Origin of the sequence: Streptococcus sp. 27098_8_23, from assembly GCF_041432195.1 — a bacterium.
In the GTDB taxonomy this organism is placed as follows: Bacteria; Bacillota; Bacilli; order Lactobacillales; family Streptococcaceae; genus Streptococcus.
Genome location: NZ_JAPVZF010000008.1, coordinates 45,861 through 67,459, shown reverse-complemented (window position 1 = coordinate 67,459; position 21,599 = coordinate 45,861). Strand labels below are relative to the sequence as shown.

Genomic DNA, 21,599 nt, shown 5'->3' with positions numbered 1-21,599 from the left:
AAGAATAGGAAAGGGATATGGCAAAAACGCTAAGAGATATTGCGCAGAAGTTAAAAGATTCAAATAAGAATGTTCAGCTAATATACGCTTTTAATGGGACAGGTAAGACCAGACTCTCTAAAGAGTTTGCTAAGTTGGTTCGAGCTGAAGAAGGCGGTCTTACGAGAGATAAGATTCTTTATTATAATGCTTTTACTGAGGATTTGTTCTTTTGGGATAATGATCTTGATAACAATCAAGATTTTAAGTTGAAAATTCAGCCAAATTCTTTTATATCATGGATTATTGAAGAGCAAGGTCAGGATCTGAATATTATATCAAATTTTCAACATTATACAGACGATAAATTGAATCCAATCTTTGATTTAACCAATAATCAAGTTTTTTTCAGTTTTCAGAGAGGAAATGGGGAAGAGCGTGAGTATGTTAAGCTCTCTAAGGGTGAGGAAAGCAACTTTATCTGGTCAGTATTTTATACTTTGCTAGAATTTGTGATAAGTGAGCGAAAGATAATTGAGTCAGAAGAGCGGAGCACCCATGATTTTGATGATTTAGAATATATTTTTATTGACGATCCTGTTTCTTCCTTGGATGAAAATCATTTGATAGAAGTGGCTTCAAACTTAGCTGGTTTGATAAAAGAAAGTAATCAAGAAAAATTAGATTTAAAATTTATTATTACTACTCATAGTCCTCTGTTTTACAATGTTTTGCACAATGAACTTGGTAACGCGGATAAATATAGACTTGAAAAATTAGAGGATGGAACATATCTAATGCCAAATCAAAGGAAGGACTCCCCCTTTGCCTATCATTTATTTCTATGTGAACAAATTACTCAGGCGATAGAAAATGGTAATATTCAAAAATTTCATTTTAATTTTCTACGGAATTTGTATGAAAAAACATCGACTTTTTTAGGATACGAAGACTGGAAAGAGTTGCTTCCGCAAGATGCTGATGATGGTGTGAAGAATGCTTACAAAAAAAGGATTTTAGATTTTGCAAGTCATTCTAAACATTCAGCTGATGAAGTTGCTGAATTAAATCCTGAGCACAAGGAAATGTTGACTTATCTTTTTAATGATTTTATAGAGCGATACCATTTTTATAAAAAGGAGTAATTATGTCTGAAAGTACATTGACTACAGCTATTGTGGAGTCAGATAATTTTATCATTTTAGAAAAGTATACCAAGATAGAACAGCCTAGTCAGTATCAGACAGAGGCGGACTTGGAGAAGGAGCTGATTGGTGACTTGCGCCAGCAAGGATACGAGTATCTTACTTATTTGACGACCCCAGAGGCGCTTTTGGCTAATCTCAAGACCCAGATGGAAGTTCTGAATAATGTGGTTTTTACAGATGCTGAGTGGTTGCGCTTCTTGGATGAGTACCTCAATAAACCCAGTGACAGTTTGATTGATCGTACCAGAAAACTTCATGATAACTATATTTATGATTTTATCTTTGATGATGGGCATATCCAGAATATCTATCTATGGGATAAGAAAAATATTAGTCGAAACAAACTGCAAGTCATTAATCAAATGAAGCAAGTTGGTACCAGTAGCAATCGTTATGATGTGACCTTGCTGGTAAATGGATTGCCTCTGGTACAAATTGAGCTCAAGAAACGCGGAGTTGCGATTCGAGAGGCCTTTAATCAGGTGCACAGATATAGTAAAGAGAGTTTCAATGAGGAGAATTCTCTCTTTAAGTACCTTCAGATTTTTATAATCTCAAACGGAACGGATACTCGGTATTTTGCTAATACGACTAAGCGAGATAAGAATTCTTATGAGTTCACCATGAACTGGGCTTTGAAAAATAATAATCCTATTAAGGACTTGAAGGACTTTACAGCAACTTTCTTAAGTCAACAGACCTTGTTAAATGTTTTGATAAATTATTCTGTCTTTGATACTAATGACACTCTTCTCATCATGCGTCCTTATCAGATTGCGGCAACTGAGAGAATCATCTGGAAGATACGTTCAGCTATTGCTTCAAAAATTAAAAGCGGTCCTGATACAGGTGGCTATATTTGGCATACTACCGGTTCAGGGAAGACCCTGACAAGTTTTAAAGCTGCTAGACTTGCTACTGAGATGGAAGAAGTGGATAAGGTTTTCTTTGTGGTGGACCGCAAGGACTTGGATTATCAGACTATGAAAGAGTACCAGCGATTTTCACCTGACTCAGTCAACGGTTCAAATAGCACTGCAGGACTCAAACGTAATATTGAGAAGGATGATAATAAAATTGTCGTGACGACCATTCAGAAGCTTAACAACTTTATGAGCAGTGAGAGTCATCATGAAATTTATCAAAAACAAGTGGTTTTTATTTTTGATGAATGTCATCGATCTCAGTTTGGTGAAGCGCAAAAGCGTCTTAGACAGAAATTTAAGAAATATTGTCAGTTTGGTTTTACGGGTACACCGATTTTACCAGACAAGTATGATGCCTCAGGTAAACTAATTCGAAAGGGAAATGCATTAGGGACAGACACGACCGTATCTGTTTTCGGTCGTGAGTTACATGCCTATGTGCTTACTGATGCGATTCGAGATCAAAAAGTTCTGAAGTTCATGGTGGATTATAACGACGTTCGTCCGAAGTTTAAGTCAATTGAAAGCGAGCAGGACTTGGCCAAGTTGTCTGCAGCTGAAAATAAAAAAGCGCTGCTTCATCCGACTCGAATCGCTGAAATATCTAGGTATGTCTTAGATCATTTTGATCAAAAAACGCATCGATTAACTGGTAAAGGTTTCAATGCTATGTTTGCTGTTTCAAGTGTTGATGCAGCAAAAGCCTACTATCAAGAGTTGCAAAATCAGCAAAAAGATTCTGAAAAACCATTGAAGATTGCGACTATCTTTTCCTATGCTGCGAATGAGTCTCAGGTGGCTATTGGTGAAATTGATGATGAGAGCTTTTCACCGACAGACTTAGCGGATATTAGTAGTAAAGAATTTTTGAGTAGCTGTATAGCTGATTATAATCAGTTATTTGGCACTAATTTTACGATTAACGGTAATGATTTCCAGAATTACTATCGTGATTTGGCTAAACGCGTCAAAAATCGGGAAGTGGATCTCTTAATTGTAGTTGGGATGTTCTTGACTGGCTTTGATGCACCGACTTTAAATACTTTATTTGTGGATAAAAATCTGAGATATCATGGTTTAATCCAAGCTTTTTCACGCACCAATCGAATTTATGATGCTACCAAGTCATTTGGGAATATTGTAACCTTCCGGGATTTAGAGAAGGCTACAACTGATGCTATTAAGCTATTTGGAAAGACTGAGACAGCAGAAGTTTTGCTCGAACGTTCTTATCAAGAGTATATGACAGGCTTTATGGAGGCCGGTGAAGAGCAAAAGGGTTATATGGACGTTGTTCAAGAGTTACAAGAAAAGTTTCCGGACCCGCAAGCTATCATTAAAGAGCGTGATAAGAAAGAATTTGTCTCGTTGTTTGGTCAATTTCTTCGTTTAGATAATATCTTACAAAACTACGATGATTTCATGAGTCTACGAGCTTTACAAGAACTTGATATCTTAGATGATAAGGCTGTAGAGGCTTTCAAGGAACGTTTCCATGTGGACGATGAAACTCTGGAGGAGTTATCTAGGCTAGACATCCCAAGTACTAGGGAAATTCAAGATTACCGTTCAACCTATAATGACATTAAATCATGGTATGAGAATGAACGCCGTAATCGGGAAGATAACGAATCTAAAGTTGATTGGGATTCGATTGTTTTTGAAGTTGAATTACTAAAATCTCAAGAAATCAATCTAGACTATATCTTAGAGCTAATTTTTGAGACTAATAAAAAGGTTTCAGATAAGGATGAACTTGTTTCGGAAATTACTCGGACGATTCGAGCAAGTCTTGGCAATCGAGCTAAGGAAGATTTGATAGTCGCTTTCATCCATGACAGTGACTTAGATAGTTTTGCTGATAAATCAGATATCATTGAACAGTTCTTTATTTTTGCGCAAGGTGAGCAGAAAAGGGAAGCGGATGAGTTGATACGGATTGAGGGATTAAATGAACAAAGTGCTAAGCGCTACATACAAGCTTCGTTGAAGCGTGAGTATGCTAGTGAAAATGGGAATGATTTGAATGAAGCTCTGCCGAAAATGAGCCCACTAAATCCACAATATCGTACAAAAAAACAAACCGTTTTTCAAAAGATCAGTCGTTTTGTTGAAAAATTCAAGGGAATTGGTGGAGATATTTAAGAATTATTTGATTGAGTAACGAAATAATTCTGTCTTAACAATAAAAAAGTAGCTATCAAATATGCTTAAGGGCTACTTTTTTATTATTCTATTTTCTGCTTTTAGGAAATTGTTTCTATCATTTTTGAGAATCTCAAAATATACTTAAGGTGAAGACGGTGGCTATCTTGTTGGACTTATTAGAAGGACGCTTCTTGATCCAGATAATCTTTATGATAGTTGCTTTCTAGAATATACTAGGATAAAGGATTTTTCTAAAAATTTCTGAGGTTGGTTGCTGAACTATTATTTGAAAATTAATTAGATTGATTACGTCTAGACGTTTTTATCCCTATATATGAACTTGCATCCGGATGAACATATCGCGGTGCTGCTCCTGGATGACCTCGCAAATATAATCACCCACAGGAGTATATTCAGCTTGGATTAGAACTTGGTGAAAATGTGGCAGAGCTTATAACTAAAATAGACCTCCCACATCAATGTACTGTATCCCAAAAGGTTAGACAGAAAAAATCTAACTTTTAGGGTGCGGTACACAACAGGTGGTGTTCTCTTATATGCTTATTTCATCGAACTTTTAAGCAAGTCCATGGTACCACTAAGAAGAGTATCTGTCAAAAAGTTACGATTGTATGTTTTTTATTCTCAGTTCATCAGTCCCCTCCTTGACACTTCGTCAGCTTTTGATACAATAGTACAAAATTACAGGAGGTGGGCTATGATTCAGAAACATGCGATTCCCATTTTAGAGTTTGACGACAATCCCCAAGCGGTCCTTATGCCCAATCACGAGGGTTTAGACTTAAAGTTGCCAAAGAAGTGTATCTATGCATTTTTGGAGGAGGAGATTGACCGTTATGCTCAGGAAGTAGAGGCGGACTGTGTTGGTGAGTTTGTTTCTGCCACCAAGACTTATCCAGTCTATGTCGTCAACTACAAGGGCGAGAAGATTTGTCTGGCCCAGGCGCCCGTTGGTTCTGCCCCAGCGGCCCAGTTTATGGATTGGTTGATTGGCTATGGTGTGGAGCAAATCATTTCCACTGGAACCTGTGGTGTCCTAGCCGATATAGAGGAAAATGCCTTTCTCGTCCCTGTTCGGGCTTTGCGAGATGAGGGGACCAGCTACCACTATGTAGCGCCTTCTCGTTATATGGAGATGCAGATTGAGGCTGTCTCTGCTATTGAGCAGGTCTTGGAACAAAGAGGCATTCCTTACGAGGAGGTCATGACCTGGACGACAGATGGTTTTTACCGAGAGACAGCTGAAAAGGTTGCCTATCGTAAGGAAGAAGGCTGTGCTGTTGTGGAGATGGAGTGCTCTGCTCTTGCGGCAGTAGCCCAGCTACGTGGAGTTGTCTGGGGGGAATTGCTCTTTACCGGAGATTCCTTGGCGGATCTGGACAACTACGACAGTCGTGACTGGGGCTCAGAAGCTTTTGATAAGGCACTCGAACTCTGTCTTGCCATTGTGCACCACATGTGAGTGTTCTTACTGTTTTTATGGTAGAATGTAGTTATGTTATTCAAATCTTTTTTGGAAAAAATCAGGACGGCACTGGTACGCTTGTCGCCAGCCCGTCGCATCTTTTTAAGTTTTGCCCTAGTGATCTTCTTGGGTTCTCTCCTTTTAAGCCTCCCCTTTGTGCAAGCAACAACGTCACAAGCGACCTACTTTGACCATCTCTTTACAACGGTATCCATGGTCTGTGTGACAGGGCTCTTCACCCTGCCAGTGGCCTCTACTTATAATATCTGGGGACAACTAATCTGTATGCTCTTGATCCAGATCGGTGGTTTGGGTCTCATGACCTTTATCGGAATCTTTTATATCCAAGGCAAGCAAAAGCTCAGTCTTCGTGGCCGTGAGACCATTCAAGAAAGTTTCAGTTATGGAGAAACCCAGTCTCTAAAGGACTTCATCCGCTCGATCTTTCTGACGACTTTTTTGGTGGAAGGGCTCGGTGCCTTTCTCCTGAGTTTCCGCTTCATTCCTGAATTTGGCTGGGGGCGAGGGCTTTTAACTTCTATCTTTTTGGCTGTTTCAGCTTTCTGTAATGCTGGATTTGATAATTTTGGAAGTACGAGTTTGGTAGCTTTTCAAACGGACCCCTTGATCAATCTAGTGATTGCAGGTTTGATTATCACGGGTGGTCTAGGATTTATGGTCTGGTTTGACCTAGCGACCCAGATTGGGAAAAAGAAAAAACGCCGCCTGCGTTTCCATACCAAGTTGGTTCTCTTTTTAACGGCGGGAATTTTACTCTTTGGAACCGTATCGACTTTGTTCATCGAGTGGAACAATCCTGGAACGATTGGAAATCTCAGCGCTCCAGAGAAACTGCTGGTTAGTTTCTTCCAGACAGTCAGTATGAGAACGGCAGGATTTGCTTCAATTGACTACACTCAGGCCCGACCAGTTACCTTACTGATCTATATCTTGCAGATGTTTCTGGGCGGGGCACCTGGAGGTACAGCAGGGGGACTTAAGATTACGACCTTCTTTGTCTTGTTGGTCTTTGCTCGCAGCGAACTATTGGGCTTGCCTCATGCTAATGTGGCTCGGAGGACCATTGAACCCCGAACCGTACAAAAGTCTTTCAGTGTCTTTATTATCTTCTTGCTAACATTCTTGCTGGGCTTGATCCTGCTAGGAATAACAGCAGAGGGAAATCCGCGCTTTATCTACCTCATGTTTGAGACCATTTCAGCCCTTGCGACAGTTGGAGTGACGGCAAATTTAACTCCGGAGTTAGGTAAGTTAGCCCTCAGCATCGTTATGTTGTTGATGTTTATCGGCCGTATTGGTCCCTTGACACTACTGGTTAGTGTAGCGGAATACCAGCCAGACAAGAAAGATACGATTCACTATATGAAAGCAGATATCACTATCGGATAAGAAAGGAAAAACGATGTCAGATCGGACAATTGGAATTTTAGGCTTGGGAATTTTTGGGAGCAGTGTTTTGGCTGCCCTAGCCAAGCATGACATGAATATCATTGCTATTGATGACCACGAGGAACGCATTAATCAATTTGAACCAGTGTTGGCGCGTGGAGTAGTTGGAGATATCACGGATGAAGAACTCCTTCTATCAGCGGGGATTGACACCTGTGATACCGTAGTTGTCGCAACGGGTGAAAATCTGGAGTCCAGTGTTCTTGCGGTTATGCACTGCAAAAGTCTAGGAGTGCCGACCGTCATTGCCAAGGTCAAAAGCCATACAGCTAAAAAGGTGTTGGAAAAAATTGGTGCAGACGCAGTCATCTCACCAGAGTTTGAAATGGGGCGCTCATTGGCACAGACCATCCTCTTTCATAACAGCGTAGACGTCTTTCAGCTGGACAAGAATGTTTCGATTGTCGAGATGAAAATCCCCCAATCATGGGTAGGTAAAAGCCTCAGTCAGTTAGATTTGCGTGGGCGATACAACCTCAACGTACTTGGCTTTCGTTCCTACGAAAATGCTCCTCTGGATGTTCAATTCGGACCCAATGACCTCTTGCAGGCAGATGCCTATATCATGGCCGTCATTAATAACCAACATCTGGACACCCTAGCTGAACTGAGTGAGTAGGAGAGGAAGGGTACTCTCTTTCCAAATAATTAACGAGTCAATATAAGTATTTTATAAGAGGGATTTAAGAAAAATTTTAACTTTTTCTTAATCCTTTTTAATTTTAGGAGATTATACTAGAGTCATAAAAAAAAGAAAACTCTAAGGAGAATCCTATGAAATTCAATCCAAATCAGAGATATACTCGTTGGTCTATTCGCCGTCTCAGTGTCGGTGTTGCTTCAGTTGTTGTGGCTAGTGGCTTCTTTGTCCTAGTCGGTCAACCAAGTTCTGCACGTGCTGATGTCGTCAATCCGACTCCTGCCCAAGTCGTGCCAGACGCAACTTCGGTGAGTGAAAAGAGCGACTTACCAGCAGAGGTTCTCAAAAAAGCAGTCGATGTAGCTCTTCCTTCGGAACAAGCAGACTCAGCACCTAAAGCAAGTGTGGATACTACAAGCTCTTCAGAAAAAGCGGACGCAACTGCTAAAGAGTCGGCAGTAGCACCAAAAGAAGAAGTGCAAGCACAACCTGACTCTAAGCAACAAACAGAAGATGCAGTTAAACCTGTGGAAAGTCCTGCGTCTACAGTTTCTGGGCAAGACCGTGAAGCCAGTGAAGCGCAACCAGCGACCACTCCAGCTGAAGTCCAAAAAGGTGTGGCTGACAACACCAAAGACACAGTAGATGTCCCAGCTTCTTATTTGGATAGAGCCAACTTCCCAGGCCCATTTACAGCTGGTGTCAACCAAGTTATTCCATACGAATTCTTCGCTGGAGACGGCATGTTAACTCGTCTTATCTTGAAAGCATCCGATAAGGCTCCATGGTCAGATAACGGAACAGCTAAAAATTCCGCTCTCCCACCAGTAGAGAAATTGGGCAAAGGCCTTTACTTCTACGAAGTGGACTTGGCAGGCACCCAAGGAAAATCTGACAAAGAGCTGCTTGACCTCTTGAAACAAAATGGTACACAAAGCTATAAAGCTACTATCAAGGTGTACGGTGCAAAAGACGGCAAGCCTGACTTAACTAACCTCGTAGCGACTAAAGATTTGACTGTTAATTTGAATGGCTTAACCACTCCAGCTGAAGTGCAAAAAGGTGTGGCTGACAATACCAAAGATACAGTAGATGTCCCAGCCACTTACTTGGACAAGGCTAACTTCCCAGGACCATTTACAGCTGGTGTCAATCAAGTCATTCCATATGAATTCTTCGCTGGAGATGGCATGTTGACTCGCCTTATCTTGAAAGCATCCGACAAGGCTCCATGGTCAGATAACGGAACAGCTAAAAATCCTGCTCTATTGCCACTTGAAGGCTTGGCTAAAGGTCAATATTTCTACGAAGTGGATTTGAATGGCAATACGGTTGGCAAAGATGGTCAGGCCTTGCTGGATCAACTTCGAGCTAACGGAACACATACGTATCTAGCTACTGTTAAAGTCTATGGTTCTAAAGATGGCAAACCTGATTTGACCAATCTGATTGCAACTCGTCAAGTAACGATTCAGCTTCGTGGAAAAGAAATGGCGACAACACCATCTCAATCAGGTCAGATGAATACGAAGCCTTCTGAAACAGGCTCTACAGGTACGACTGAGGGTATGATGGGTACAAATCACCATATGTCAGATATGAAAGTAGATCAACCAGCTTCTAGCCCAATGGCTAATATGATGAAAAAAGATGATAAAGCGATGCTACCAAATACTGGGGAAGCTAAAACGGCTACAGCTGGCCTTGGTATCTTTGGTCTAGCCTTGGCAGGTCTTGTTGGACTTTTGGGTTTGACAACCAAACGAGAAGATTAAGATTCAAATCACTTAAACATTAGAGAAAATAGTGTTATACTAAAGCAAGTATAACACTGTTTTTATCGAAGGAGTGTCAGATGAAAAAGACAATTTTGCTGGTTGATGATGAGATAGATATTCTAGACATTCAAAACCGCTATCTTATACAGGCAGGTTACGATGTTTTGGTCGCCCATGATGGTAAGGAGGGATTAGAACTTTTCAGAAAAAAATCTATCGACCTCATTATCACAGATATCATGATGCCCAATATGGACGGTTATGATTTTATCAGTGAAGTTCAGTATATCGCTCCGGATCAACCCTTCCTCTTTACAACTGCTAAGACAAGCGAACAGGATAAGATTTATGGATTAAGTTTGGGGGCAGATGATTTTATAGTCAAACCCTTTAGCCCACGCGAATTGGTTTTAAGAGTGAATAATATCTTACGTCGCCTTAGCCGCGGAGGAGAGACAGAACAGATTGAGTTTGGAGACTTGGTAATCAACCATGTGACTCATGAGGTTCGCATTGGAGAGCAACCTTTGGAATTGACAGTAAAATCCTTTGAACTTCTATGGATATTAGCCAGCAATCCTGAGAGAGTCTTTTCAAAGACGGAACTTTACGAGAAGGTATGGCAAGAGGACTATGTGGATGATACCAATACACTCAATGTTCATATCCATGCTTTGAGGCAAGAGTTGACCAAGTATACAAATTCAAATGCACCTGCTATCAAAACTGTCTGGGGGTTGGGCTATAAGATGGAAAGACCAAGAGGTAGAAAATGAAATTAAAAAACTATATTTTAGTGGGGTATCTAGTGTCGACTCTACTAACGATTTTGGTCGTTTTCTGGGCAGTCCAACGAATGTTGATCGAGAAAAGTGAAATTTACTTTCTAGTTGGAATGACCTTGATTGCTAGTTTCATTGGCGCTGCAGTGAGCATCTTTCTTTTGTCGCCTGTGTTCTCTTCTCTGAAACATTTGAAAAAACAAGCTCAGGATATAGCAAGCAAGGATTTCAGCACAGAAATTGAAACCAAAGGACCATTAGAATTTCAAGAGCTCGGCCAGACTTTTAATGACATGTCCCACAATTTGCAGGCCACCTTTCAATCACTTGATGAGAGCGAGCAAGAAAAGAGAATGATGATTGCGCAGCTCTCTCACGATATTAAAACTCCCATTACCTCCATTCAGGTTACTGTGGAGGGAATTCTAGATGGAGTGATTAAGGAAGAGGAGCGGCTCCACTACTTAGCCACGATTGGTCGGCAAACCGAGCGTCTAAACAAGCTAGTGGAGGAATTGGATGTTTTGACTCTTAACACACAACCTCAATATACTGCTGATGAAGAAGTCGAAGAGGTCTTTTTAGATCAGTTGCTGATTGAGTCAATGAGTGAATTTCAACTCCAGATTGAACAAGAGGAGCGAGATGTTTACATTCAAGTATCGCCTGAGTCGGCGAAAATCAAGAGCCATTCTGACAAACTTTCTCGCATTCTGGTCAATTTGTTAAACAATGCCTTTAAATATTCAGAACCAGGAACCAGAATCGAGGTTCTTGCCCAATTAACAGAACAAGAGCTCACAATCAGTGTGAAAGACGAGGGTCAGGGAATCCTTCCTGAGGATTTGGAAAAGATCTTTAAACGACTTTATCGTGTAGAAACTTCGCGCAATATGAAGACAGGTGGGCATGGATTAGGACTTGCGATTGCACGAGAACTAGCCCATCAGCTTGGTGGCGAAATCACAGCAGAAAGTCAATATGGCTTAGGAAGCAAGTTTACATTCAGCCTCAATTTGAAATAAAGTCGTAAAATCCCTTTACAAATCTAGCTTTTCATGGTACAATAGCCTTTGTGTGAAATAGCAGCAGGAAAGCATGAAGCTCGTCAACAGGTGTCTTATGACAAGTAACCTTGGCTGTTTAGGCGAAGGGCATCTGCACGAATCAGGGCTTTCTAAGTGACTATTTCCGCCAAATATTATTTATATCAGGAGGACATACATATGTCACGTTATACAGGACCATCTTGGAAACAAGCTCGTCGCCTTGGCCTTTCACTTACAGGTACAGGTAAAGAATTGGCACGTCGTAACTACGTACCAGGACAACACGGACCAAACAACCGTTCTAAATTGTCAGAATACGGTTTGCAATTGGCTGAAAAACAAAAACTTCGTTTCACTTACGGTGTAGGTGAAAAACAATTCCGTAACTTGTTCGTACAAGCTACAAAAATCAAAGGCGGAATCCTAGGTTTCAACTTCATGCTTCTTTTGGAACGTCGTTTGGATAACGTTGTTTACCGTCTTGGTCTTGCGACTACTCGTCGTCAAGCTCGTCAATTCGTAAACCACGGTCATATCCTTGTTGACGGAAAACGTGTTGATATCCCATCATACCGTGTAACTCCAGGTCAAGTGATCTCAGTTCGTGAAAAATCATTGAAAGTTCCAGCTATCCTTGAAGCAGTAGAAGCTACTCTTGGACGTCCAGCATTCGTATCATTCGATGCTGAAAAATTGGAAGGTTCATTGACTCGCTTGCCAGAACGCGACGAAATCAACCCAGAAATCAACGAAGCACTTGTCGTTGAATTCTACAACAAGATGCTTTAATTTTAAGAAATATCTTACAGAAAGCCTACAACAGTGGGCTTTTTGCTTTGTCTTAAAAGGTTGATTTCTGGGTTTGCTTAGATATTTGCTAGATTGATTTCATTGCTGCTTCAAAGAATGAGACGGCTTTTTTTGCGTTCTCTTTTGAGAGGTAAAAAGAAGCGTGACCCTCCCACAGCTATAGAGCTTTTAGGCGGGAAAACCACACTTCTTTCTTGAATTAATTTTACATCATTTTGACTTAAAAAACAAATAGAGGCGTCCCACCTCCTACCGCAGAAAGATCTGTTTCAAGGGGAGATGGAAAACCTCTATTCGTTAATTTAATTATAGCCTAAAAAACTTTTAAATACAAGGCTATTGAGATAGTAAGGGGGAAAAAAGAAGTAACCATCATTCCGACCACATAGTAGACAGGGGGGAACAAGATTACTTCCTTTATTTACTTAAGTATACAACATTTTTACAAGAAAGCAAAGTAGCAGGTTAGTCTAATGGGGTGCTTGTTGTACTTTAGCAAGTAAGGTGTGCTATAATGCTTTTAACAGGAACTAAAAGCCATTAGTAAATAACTAATATTGGGTCATATTGTTCCGATGTTAGAGAGAAGGAACTTAATGAAATTATGGGAATATGTTGATAAAAATGTTCGCCTTATTTTAGAAGATGGGACCTCCATCAAGGGTAGGGTGGTTGATTGGTTTGACGGTTATGATTTAGATGGTCCTGACGAAATAGTTATAGGTGATCGCTCATATCCTGAAGATATTATCAAGAAAATCAAAATTATTAGTGCTTAGTTCAACCTAGGCGATTTTATCGACTAACTATAAAAAGTATAAGAACTATCGAAAAAATAGCAGAGAGGAAAATAAATGAGTAAACAGCTTTGGAAGTATCTTCGATCAAGGGTTCAGATAGTCACTAATTGCGATAAGATAATCAAGGGACGTGTCATAGACTTTGTTGACGAAATGGACAATGATGAGCAAGATGAAATCACTATTCTCATTGCTAATCCTAGTCCAGATGAAGCTACTGAAATTTCTCTCTTTGAGAGTGAGATTGTCTCGATTAAAACAATCTCATAGGACTTAGAACAATCTAGGTGCTTTTACCTGCCTTATTTGAAAGAAAACACTATGGAAAAGGATTTAGTTTATATGGCAATATTAGATGATTTACAAGAGTTATATGACAATGGTTGGGATGCCTCTTTTGATTATAATGGTCAAGTATGTGGGATTTTTCCTAATTCTGTTCATGATATTGTAGTGGTGATTGGAGATAAGGAATACCAGGTATCATCATTCATTGATCTGATTTCTCTAAAAATTGACGATAACACTTTAGTAGAAATTATGGATGGAATTGAAGTGCAGTATTATTAAAATAAAAATCATCTTTGATGAATGAACTGCACCCCAAAAATTAGATTTTGTCTGTTAAATTTTTGGAACGTAGCTCAATATGCTACAACGTTCTTATTAGGAGGGGAAGGGTAATGGGTTATAGTCAACAAGTATTAGACATGCTCCAGCAAACAGTCAGTGGTCAGATTGATAATTTTTGGGATTTTTCCTTTACGTTTAACGCTCTTTTTGGAGAAGATGCGGAATTTTCCGAGGCTTGGGATAATGAAAACTCTGAAATGTTTGACGCTCTCAATGACTTTGAGTTGATGATATTTTTAGAGGAACATGATCCAAGCGACAAACAAGGTTTTATCGATTTCTTAACACCTTACTACGAAAAAGCAAAGCAATTAGCCAATATTGAAAGGAATATTTAAATGACACTCTGGAAATTTAACCGTACAGATGTAATTATCACGTTAAAAAATGGCGCGGTAGTTAGAGGATTTGTAGAAGACTATTGTGACGCCTCTGACAATGACGAGGAGATTGACTCCTTGCTGGTAGATGTTGATGGAACTCTTTATGAATATTTTGAAGATGAAATCGTCAGCATCATAGAAAGCTAGTAGTGGGAATAGAATCTAAGGAAAAAATCTTGTTTGTTGAGATTGTTTTAGTTGGGATGGTCCTATATGAAAAAGGATGAAATTAAAAAATATTTAGACAAAGATCTTGAATTTAATTATAATAGCCGAGGTGCTTGCTTTTTATCGAGTATATGTGTAGTTGGTTATGATTATGAAGGTCAGCAGTTTGATACAATTGATGAAGCTATGGAAGCTAAAGTATTTGACGGGAAAAGCTTAGTAGATATATGGGATGAAGTTTTTCCACAAGTTTTTTAAAATGAAAAGCACCTTTGATGAACTGCACCCCAAAAGTTAGATTTTTTCTGTCTAACTTTTGGGGTGCAGTTCAAATGTATGAGATATTTTTAGTTTTGATTTAATTTCGATATTTTTCCGGAAAATACTTATTTTTCGGAAAGTCAAGATTTTGTTATTATTTATGATATACTGGTACCGTAATTATATCCTTACAGAGGTTAAGTAAGGGTTTCAGTACACGTCAATAGATGTCAAAATATTGATTTTAAGCGATTTTTGATTTTTGGAAACTCATTATATCGCACTACAAATCAATAAAAACTCTACCTTTTACTCTACCTTTTTTAGATAAATATATCATCTGGATATTGAAGTTAAGCCCTGCTATCATTTCGATGGCAGGGCTTTTTAATGTTTGGGACACTACCTTCTTATCTATATTTTGATGGAGCTGAAGTTGACATCTACAAAGTTTAATGTTAAAATACATTCAAAAATATATTTGAATGAGGTGCTTTATGGTTCAAAATGTTGTTACTTCAATAATCCTGTATTCTGGGACAGCCGTAGACTTACTTATTATCCTAATGTTATTTTTTGCCAAAAGAAAAAGCAGAAAAGACATCATTAACATCTATTTAGGACAATTTCTAGGCTCTGTTAGTCTAATATTGCTAAGTTTACTTTTTGCATTTGTCTTAAATTATATTCCTAGTAAAGAGATTTTAGGTTTGCTCGGTTTGATTCCAATTTTCCTAGGACTCAAAGTTTTGCTTTTAGGAGATTCTGATGGAGAAGCTATTGCAAAAGATGGTTTGCGCAAAGATAATAAAAACCTGATTTTTCTAGTCGCTATGATTACTTTTGCAAGTTGTGGTGCTGACAATATTGGTGTTTTTGTCCCATATTTTATTACCTTAAATTTAGCGAATTTGATAGTGGCTTTACTTACCTTTCTAGTCATGATTTATCTCTTGGTTTTTTCTGCCCAAAAATTGGCACAAGTCCCTTCTGTTGGAGAAACTTTGGAAAAATATAGCAGATGGTTTATTGCCGTTGTTTATTTAGGACTGGGGATGTATATCCTGATTGAAAACAACAGCTTTAACATGCTAAGGACTGTGTTCGGCTAGGAGAAAAAATTATGAAAAAAGATAGTATCTGCCAAGTGAATATTATAAATCAGCAAAATGTTACAACCGCAACGAACTACCTTGAAAAGGAAAAAGTCCAAAAATCACTTCGTATTTTATCAAAGTTTACCGATAATAAACAGATAAATATCATCTTTTATCTCCTTGCTGTTGAAGAACTCTGTGTCTGTGATATAGCCTGTTTACTAAATCTCAGTATGGCATCTGCCTCCCACCATCTTCGTAAACTAGCCAATCAAAACATCTTGGATACTAGAAGAGAGGGGAAAATTATATATTATTTTATAAAAGATGAGGAAATCAAAGACTTTTTTAATCAACTAGGATAACAACTATTTTTACTACTTTATCATGATTATATATAGGACTTATCTATGAAATTTTTTGATAAAAATTACTCACATGAAAGACTACTCGTAGCAAATCTTTAAGAAAAAAGTATAATTTAAAGCAAAGCGACCTAGGTAATGCAGGTCAAGTTAGCCAAGTTTAAAAGGGAGAAATCTGAAAGAAAATGTATCTTTGATAGTAGTCATTTATTGTGAAATATGATATATTTATTGATTAGATGGATGAATATTTCTAAAGTTAAATAAAATATGACAGATACATGCTTTTTAGTGTATCTTGTTTGTACTCAAAATATGAAGTGACTATCCAATATTTAAGATTAATAAATATTATACGATGAGATAGAATACTACAAAATGAAAGGCAACGTAATCTGATGAAGAAAGATAGATTAATTGCATTGACAGATGCTGTTCTAGCAATTATTATGACCATTTTGATTTTAGAGTTAGAAAAACCAACGACACCAAGTCTTCAAGCTTTTTGGGATTTACGGCAAAATTTCTTTGCTTATTTTCTTTCCTTTTTCTGGTTGGGATCGTTATGGATGGCACTAAACACATTATGGGAAAAGGTTGAGAAAATTTCCTCAGAAATTATTTGGTGGAATTTGTTTCTACTCTTGGAGCGGCAGGAGTTCTCTTTGGAGAATTTCATGCCATCCAAGATACCAGTCTGAATGATGTGGTGGACCGGATCTATATAAATGTCAAGGATTTACCGTTTCAGTCCTTGGGAGCTTTAGCTAATATCCTGTCTGATGTTAAGAAGGGACTGATTCAAGACAGTCATATCTGGTCTTTCTTCCAGTCATTTTTCAAACAATATCAGTTGATAATCAGCTTAAATCAGATCTATCAGTTTGTCTATCTTTCTCTGATGGAGATCATGTCCTATCTTCACTTTGATTATTGGAAAAAACGGCTCGGTCAGGAGCTAGTATGAATAAGGAGAACAAATGAGACGTTTAAAAATGTTATGGCATATTATACAGGTTACGGGTTTTACTCGGTTTGCTCTGAGTTTTGTGACCTTTGTTTTTGGGTCAGGAGGCGTGCTTTTCCTAGTTGAACCTGCTATCACAAATTACGGAGACGGTCTTTGGTATGCTTTTGTGACTTCGACGACTGTCGGCTACGGGGATCTCCTAGCTGTGACCTTGATTGGAAGGATTACCAGTGTCTTCTTGACGATTTATGGGCTCATATTTTTTGGCTGTTTATCAGCTGTTATTATTAATTATTATACCGATTTAAATAAGGAAAGAGGAGAGGACAAATGACTGCCAATTATTCAACACGGGAATACCGTGAGAAATTATACGATGACCTTCATGTTCGATTGAGAGATACAGCGATTTTGATGTGTGCAATTTTTATTGCCTCTATCGGTCTAAATATGAATTCAACAGCTGTTATTATTGGAGCCATGTTAATTTCACCTCTCATGACACCGATTGTTGGACTGGGATTCGGTTTAGCTATTTTTGATACGCGTTTAATCAAGCAATCTCTAGAGGTTTTATTGACTCAAGTGTTGGTCAGTTTGCTTGTCTCGACTCTGTATTTCTGGATTTCTCCCTTGTCTTATGCAAGTAGCGAGTTGATCGCACGAACCTCTCCAACCATTTGGGATGTTCTCATTGCTATTGCTGGTGGGATTGCTGGTGTGATCGGTTCAAGGAAAAAAGAAGCAAACAATATCGTGCCAGGAGTAGCCATTGCTACAGCTTTGATGCCGCCTATCTGTACTGCTGGCTATGGTTTAGCTAATGGGAATGTACGATTTTTATTGGGGGCTCTCTATCTTTTCTTGATCAACTGTGTCTTTATCATGCTAGCCAACATTGTTGGAACAAGAATTTTGATGAGAAAATCTCCTTTAACTTCATTTAAAGAGCTGAGCATTAAAATGAGAATTGGCTTGATTTCTTTGATTGTATTGTTGATTCTTCCAGCTAGCTATTCGGCAGTTACTCTGACAATAGAACAAGCGCGCAAAGAAGGGATCAAACAGTTTGTAGGAAAAGAGTTCGCCAATTATACGGTTATTAATCAAGTCTACAAGTCAAGTAACAATGAATTGGTCTTGACGGTTGTTGGAGATCCGATTTCAGAAGAAGAATTAGAAACACTCCACCAAAAACAAGCCTCTTACGGTATTCAATCTGTTCAATTGAAAGTGAATCAAGTTCAGAACTCGCCAACATTAGATAGTGAAGCGACCAAGGAATTTTATGAAAACATTGACAAGTATATTGATCAAAAACTCTCTGAAAAAGATTCACAAAACGATCTCGTAAAAGAAAATGAAGCAGACAAGGATTGAGGACAATGAACTGAATCGGTTTTTACGCCGTGTTTTTCTTGTATCTTCCTCTTTCTTACTTATAGCAGGTTGTTTTTGCTTGAATAAGAAATAAATTAGAAGTTCTATCATCTAAGAAAAATGATGAAAAAAATCATTTAACTAATGGTGTGAACGTTTAGTGTTTATCAGCTCCATTCTCTGTAATTTTGGGGGTAAAATCCACACCATTTAGATAAAATTAGTTGAATTTGATTGGAAAAACGCTTTTATAAAAGCGGAGAAAAGTCTTGATATTACGCTGTTTTTAGTCCAACTGAAATTCATACTTTCCAAACCAGGTCTTAAGAAAAAAGGTAGAGAAAAAGGTAGAGTTTGGATTGAAATACAGTGCAATATATCGCATTTGGCAAAAAGAAAAAACGCTTTAAATCAGCGTTTTTCTTATGTATTGATTCGTATTGAACCCCTACTTAACTTCTGTAAACACTACGTGCTTGCGAAGTTTTGGTGAGTATTTCTTCAATTGAAGACGGTCTGGAGTGTTACGTTTGTTTTTAGAAGTAAGGTACAAGCGTTCACCAGATTCTTTGTGTTCAAGTGTGATATTTACGCGCATGGTATCTCCCTTCTATTATTCAGCTGATGCAGCTTTAGCGATTTTACGTCCTTTGTAGTATCCTTTAAGTGATACGCGGTGAGAACGTGAGTAATCTCCAGTAGTTTCGTCAAAGTTTACAGATGGAGCTGTTACTTTGTAGTGTGTACGACGTTTGTTTTTCTTCGCTTTTGAGGTGCGACGTGCAGGTACTGCCATTTTCTTTTCTCCTTTAGGTATTTAAATTCGATTCAATCTAGTGATTTTCATCAACCATACTAGGATAACACATTTTTTTTGTAAAGTAAAGTTACTTGACAAAAAAAGATAAAAAAATTAGAAGCTAGTAATCGAAATTTTCTGAAAATTCAAGAATTTTATTCTGTTCTTCATGCGGAAATTGTGCTATAATGGTAAAAACTGAAATGGGAGGGAACAAATGACAGAATTAGATACACGTCACCGCAGTAGCGTTTATGACAGTATGGTGAAATCACCAAACCGTGCCATGCTTCGTGCCACTGGAATGACAGATAAGGACTTTGAAACACCGATTGTGGGAGTGATTTCAACTTGGGCGGAAAATACACCATGTAACATTCACTTGCATGATTTTGGGAAATTGGCTAAAGAAGGTGTCAAATCTGCGGGCGCTTGGCCTGTTCAGTTTGGAACCATTACCGTAGCAGACGGGATCGCCATGGGAACGCCTGGTATGCGTTTCTCTCTAACATCTCGTGACATCATCGCGGACTCTATTGAGGCTGCGATGGGTGGTCACAACGTGGATGCCTTTGTCGCTATCGGTGGCTGTGACAAGAACATGCCTGGTTCTATGATTGCCATTGCCAATATGGATATTCCAGCTATTTTCGCCTATGGTGGTACTATTGCACCGGGAAATCTTGATGGCAAAGACATTGACTTGGTTTCTGTCTTTGAGGGTATCGGAAAATGGAACCATGGTGACATGACAGCTGAGGACGTGAAACGTCTCGAATGTAATGCCTGCCCTGGCCCTGGTGGCTGTGGTGGTATGTATACAGCTAATACCATGGCAACTGCTATCGAAGTTCTCGGTATGAGTTTGCCAGGATCTTCATCTCATCCAGCTGAATCAGCTGACAAGAAAGAAGATATCGAAGCAGCAGGACGTGCTGTTGTCAAGATGCTGGAGCTTGGTCTCAAACCATCAGATATCTTGACTCGTGAAGCTTTTGAAGATGCCATCACTGTAACTATGGCTCTCGGTGGTTCTACAAATGCCACTCTTCACTTGCTTGCCATTGCCCATGCGGCTAATGTTGACTTGTCACTTGAGGACTTCAATACGATCCAAGAGCGCGTGCCTCACTTGGCTGACTTGAAACCATCTGGTCAGTATGTCTTTCAAGACCTCTACGAAGTCGGTGGTGTCCCTGCGGTTATGAAATACCTCTTGGCAAATGGTTTCCTTCATGGCGACCGCATCACATGTACTGGTAAGACAGTCGCTGAAAACTTGGCTGACTTTGCAGACCTTACACCAGGCCAAAAAGTCATTATGCCACTTGAAAATCCAAAACGTGCAGACGGTCCGCTTATCATCTTGAATGGGAACCTTGCCCCTGATGGTGCGGTTGCTAAAGTATCAGGTGTGAAAGTGCGTCGCCACGTTGGACCAGCTAAGGTCTTTGACTCAGAAGAAGATGCTATCCAGGCTGTTCTGACAGATGAAATCGTTGATGGCGATGTAGTTGTTGTCCGTTTCGTTGGGCCTAAGGGTGGTCCTGGTATGCCTGAGATGCTATCCCTTTCATCCATGATCGTTGGTAAAGGTCAAGGAGACAAGGTTGCCCTCTTGACGGATGGCCGTTTCTCAGGTGGTACTTATGGTCTGGTTGTTGGACATATCGCCCCTGAAGCTCAGGATGGTGGACCGATTGCCTACCTCCGTACAGGCGATATCGTTACAGTCGACCAAGATACCAAAGAAATTTCTATGGCCGTATCCGAAGAAGAACTTGAAAAACGCAAGGCAGAAACAACCTTGCCACCACTTTACAGCCGTGGTGTCCTCGGTAAATATGCCCATATCGTATCATCTGCTTCACGCGGAGCCGTGACAGACTTCTGGAATATGGACAAGTCAGGTAAAAAATAAACTCAAAAAGCAAGCCAACTTCGGCTTGCTTCTTTTCATCTTCAAAAGTGATTTGCCTGCTTAACGAGGTGGCAGTCCGAGGGCAATGCGTCCGTAGCGACTGATTCGTGTGATCTTCCAGGCAGGCGACCAGGTAACTTCAACCTTGACATCTTCGATACCCTCGATTTGTTTTAGACCTGCAACGATTTCGATAGGCAGGCTTTCGGCGCAATCGCAGGCAGTGTCGGTGAAGGTCATGACAATCTTGCAGAGACCGGTTTCATCCAGATTGATTTCATAAATCAGCCCTAGATTATACACATCCAATTCCACATCTGTATCAAAAACCTTCTCTAGTTTTTCGATAATTTGGTCTTGCAAGGCCAAAGCACGGTCATTGATTTTGATATCCTCTCTCATTACAGTCCCTCCACGTGATAAATATCCTCTATTTTCTCATAATTCTGACAATTTGGCAAGTTTTTGATGAATTTTCTGAAAAGACTCTATTGAGATTTTCTCCTCTCACTGTTTTAATCCCTTTATTTATGGTAAAATAAGACT

Annotated in this window: 25 protein-coding genes and 2 pseudogenes; 22 read left to right on the top strand and 5 right to left on the bottom strand. The window is 39.3% G+C overall.

Annotated elements, in window-relative coordinates:
* Positions 1–17: 17 nt before the first annotated feature.
* Together O3652_RS09045 and O3652_RS09040 are read left to right on the top strand one after the other, a co-directional pair.
* The gene (locus tag O3652_RS09045; protein WP_125457674.1) at positions 18–1,124 is read left to right on the top strand and encodes an AAA family ATPase; all 1,107 of its coding nucleotides are present in this window, start codon (positions 18–20) and stop codon (positions 1,122–1,124) included.
* A gap of 2 nt (positions 1,125–1,126) precedes the next feature.
* A complete protein-coding gene (locus tag O3652_RS09040; protein WP_125457673.1) occupies positions 1,127–4,258 on the top strand; it encodes a type I restriction endonuclease subunit R in 3,132 nt (1,043 codons plus the stop codon).
* A gap of 331 nt (positions 4,259–4,589) precedes the next feature.
* Here the strand turns inward: O3652_RS09040 and O3652_RS09035 are convergent.
* Positions 4,590–4,712 (bottom strand): annotated as a pseudogene (locus tag O3652_RS09035) (MerR family transcriptional regulator); the annotation flags it as partial.
* A 267-nt stretch (positions 4,713–4,979) separates the two neighbouring features.
* Here O3652_RS09035 and O3652_RS09030 point away from each other — a divergent pair.
* The 13 genes from O3652_RS09030 to O3652_RS08970 all read left to right on the top strand — a co-directional run bounded on the left by O3652_RS09030 (position 4,980) and on the right by O3652_RS08970 (position 14,518).
* Positions 4,980–5,744: a nucleoside phosphorylase gene (locus tag O3652_RS09030; protein WP_125457672.1), complete on the top strand. Its 765-nt coding sequence runs from the start codon at positions 4,980–4,982 to the stop codon at positions 5,742–5,744.
* A 33-nt stretch (positions 5,745–5,777) separates the two neighbouring features.
* Positions 5,778–7,157: a TrkH family potassium uptake protein gene (locus O3652_RS09025; RefSeq protein ID WP_371590324.1), complete on the top strand. Its 1,380-nt coding sequence runs from the start codon at positions 5,778–5,780 to the stop codon at positions 7,155–7,157.
* A gap of 13 nt (positions 7,158–7,170) precedes the next feature.
* Complete coding sequence (locus tag O3652_RS09020) at positions 7,171–7,836, top strand: TrkA family potassium uptake protein (protein WP_001283884.1); 666 nt, start codon at positions 7,171–7,173, stop codon at positions 7,834–7,836.
* Positions 7,837–7,991: 155 nt separating this feature from the next.
* Positions 7,992–9,632, top strand: coding sequence for an SSURE domain-containing protein (locus O3652_RS09015; protein WP_371590323.1), 1,641 nt, complete (start codon positions 7,992–7,994; stop codon positions 9,630–9,632).
* Between the two features lie 80 nt (positions 9,633–9,712).
* Entirely contained in the window at positions 9,713–10,411 is a 699-nt protein-coding gene (locus O3652_RS09010; RefSeq protein ID WP_000751223.1) for a response regulator transcription factor, read from the top strand.
* Positions 10,408–11,442 (top strand): sensor histidine kinase, encoded by a 1,035-nt coding sequence (locus O3652_RS09005; protein WP_371590322.1) that lies wholly within the window; start codon positions 10,408–10,410, stop codon positions 11,440–11,442. Before O3652_RS09010 ends, O3652_RS09005 begins: the two co-directional genes overlap by 4 nt.
* A 201-nt stretch (positions 11,443–11,643) precedes the next feature.
* Complete coding sequence (gene rpsD, locus O3652_RS09000) at positions 11,644–12,255, top strand: 30S ribosomal protein S4 (RefSeq protein ID WP_000092756.1); 612 nt, start codon at positions 11,644–11,646, stop codon at positions 12,253–12,255.
* 617 nt (positions 12,256–12,872) lie between these two features.
* Complete coding sequence (locus O3652_RS08995; protein WP_000780387.1) at positions 12,873–13,055, top strand: hypothetical protein; 183 nt, start codon at positions 12,873–12,875, stop codon at positions 13,053–13,055.
* 75 nt (positions 13,056–13,130) lie between these two features.
* Entirely contained in the window at positions 13,131–13,346 is a 216-nt protein-coding gene (locus O3652_RS08990) for a hypothetical protein (protein WP_000043341.1), read from the top strand.
* A 72-nt stretch (positions 13,347–13,418) separates the two neighbouring features.
* The gene (locus tag O3652_RS08985; RefSeq protein WP_009013763.1) at positions 13,419–13,646 is read left to right on the top strand and encodes a hypothetical protein; all 228 of its coding nucleotides are present in this window, start codon (positions 13,419–13,421) and stop codon (positions 13,644–13,646) included.
* Between the two features lie 113 nt (positions 13,647–13,759).
* Positions 13,760–14,047, top strand: coding sequence for a hypothetical protein (locus O3652_RS08980; RefSeq protein ID WP_000542381.1), 288 nt, complete (start codon positions 13,760–13,762; stop codon positions 14,045–14,047).
* Complete coding sequence (locus O3652_RS08975) at positions 14,048–14,239, top strand: hypothetical protein (protein ID WP_000177340.1); 192 nt, start codon at positions 14,048–14,050, stop codon at positions 14,237–14,239.
* Positions 14,240–14,305: 66 nt separating this feature from the next.
* Positions 14,306–14,518 carry a hypothetical protein gene (locus tag O3652_RS08970; RefSeq protein WP_000710706.1) on the top strand — a complete coding sequence of 71 codons (213 nt, stop codon included), beginning with the start codon at positions 14,306–14,308 and terminating at the stop codon, positions 14,516–14,518.
* Positions 14,519–14,804: 286 nt separating this feature from the next.
* Here the strand turns inward: O3652_RS08970 and O3652_RS08965 are convergent, their stop codons facing one another.
* A complete protein-coding gene (locus O3652_RS08965) occupies positions 14,805–14,990 on the bottom strand; it encodes a hypothetical protein (RefSeq protein ID WP_009013804.1) in 186 nt (61 codons plus the stop codon).
* A 28-nt stretch (positions 14,991–15,018) separates the two neighbouring features.
* On the opposite strand from O3652_RS08965, the gene O3652_RS08960 reads away from it, so the two are divergent.
* The 6 genes and pseudogenes from O3652_RS08960 (at position 15,019) to O3652_RS08935 (ending at position 18,333) form a co-directional block, all read left to right on the top strand.
* On the top strand, positions 15,019–15,633 hold the full coding sequence (locus tag O3652_RS08960) for a CadD family cadmium resistance transporter (protein WP_000250556.1): 615 nt from the start codon (positions 15,019–15,021) through the stop codon (positions 15,631–15,633).
* An 11-nt stretch (positions 15,634–15,644) separates the two neighbouring features.
* Entirely contained in the window at positions 15,645–15,983 is a 339-nt protein-coding gene (gene cadX / locus O3652_RS08955) for a Cd(II)/Zn(II)-sensing metalloregulatory transcriptional regulator CadX (protein ID WP_000711083.1), read from the top strand.
* A gap of 398 nt (positions 15,984–16,381) precedes the next feature.
* Positions 16,382–16,627: pseudogene (locus O3652_RS08950) on the top strand (TMEM175 family protein); the annotation flags it as partial.
* The gene (locus O3652_RS08945) at positions 16,609–16,950 is read left to right on the top strand and encodes a hypothetical protein (RefSeq protein ID WP_000397556.1); all 342 of its coding nucleotides are present in this window, start codon (positions 16,609–16,611) and stop codon (positions 16,948–16,950) included. The pseudogene O3652_RS08950 and the gene O3652_RS08945, both read left to right, overlap by 19 nt.
* A 13-nt stretch (positions 16,951–16,963) precedes the next feature.
* Positions 16,964–17,287 (top strand): potassium channel family protein, encoded by a 324-nt coding sequence (locus tag O3652_RS08940; protein ID WP_001253404.1) that lies wholly within the window; start codon positions 16,964–16,966, stop codon positions 17,285–17,287.
* Positions 17,284–18,333, top strand: a complete 1,050-nt coding sequence (locus O3652_RS08935) for a DUF389 domain-containing protein (RefSeq protein WP_000126416.1) — start codon at positions 17,284–17,286, stop codon at positions 18,331–18,333. Before O3652_RS08940 ends, O3652_RS08935 begins: the two co-directional genes overlap by 4 nt.
* Before the next feature lie 448 nt (positions 18,334–18,781).
* Here O3652_RS08935 and rpmG read toward each other — a convergent pair whose 3' ends face one another.
* Entirely contained in the window at positions 18,782–18,931 is a 150-nt protein-coding gene (rpmG, locus tag O3652_RS08930; RefSeq protein WP_001265622.1) for a 50S ribosomal protein L33, read from the bottom strand.
* Positions 18,932–18,946: 15 nt separating this feature from the next.
* Complete coding sequence (rpmF, locus tag O3652_RS08925) at positions 18,947–19,129, bottom strand: 50S ribosomal protein L32 (protein WP_000290417.1); 183 nt, start codon at positions 19,127–19,129, stop codon at positions 18,947–18,949.
* Between the two features lie 220 nt (positions 19,130–19,349).
* Here rpmF and ilvD point away from each other — a divergent pair, with 220 nt between their 5' ends.
* Positions 19,350–21,053: a dihydroxy-acid dehydratase gene (gene ilvD, locus O3652_RS08920; RefSeq protein WP_000137380.1), complete on the top strand. Its 1,704-nt coding sequence runs from the start codon at positions 19,350–19,352 to the stop codon at positions 21,051–21,053.
* A 60-nt stretch (positions 21,054–21,113) separates the two neighbouring features.
* Here ilvD and O3652_RS08915 read toward each other — a convergent pair whose 3' ends face one another.
* On the bottom strand, positions 21,114–21,455 hold the full coding sequence (locus O3652_RS08915) for a metal-sulfur cluster assembly factor (protein ID WP_001206380.1): 342 nt from the start codon (positions 21,453–21,455) through the stop codon (positions 21,114–21,116).
* Between the last annotated feature and the right edge of the window lie 144 nt (positions 21,456–21,599).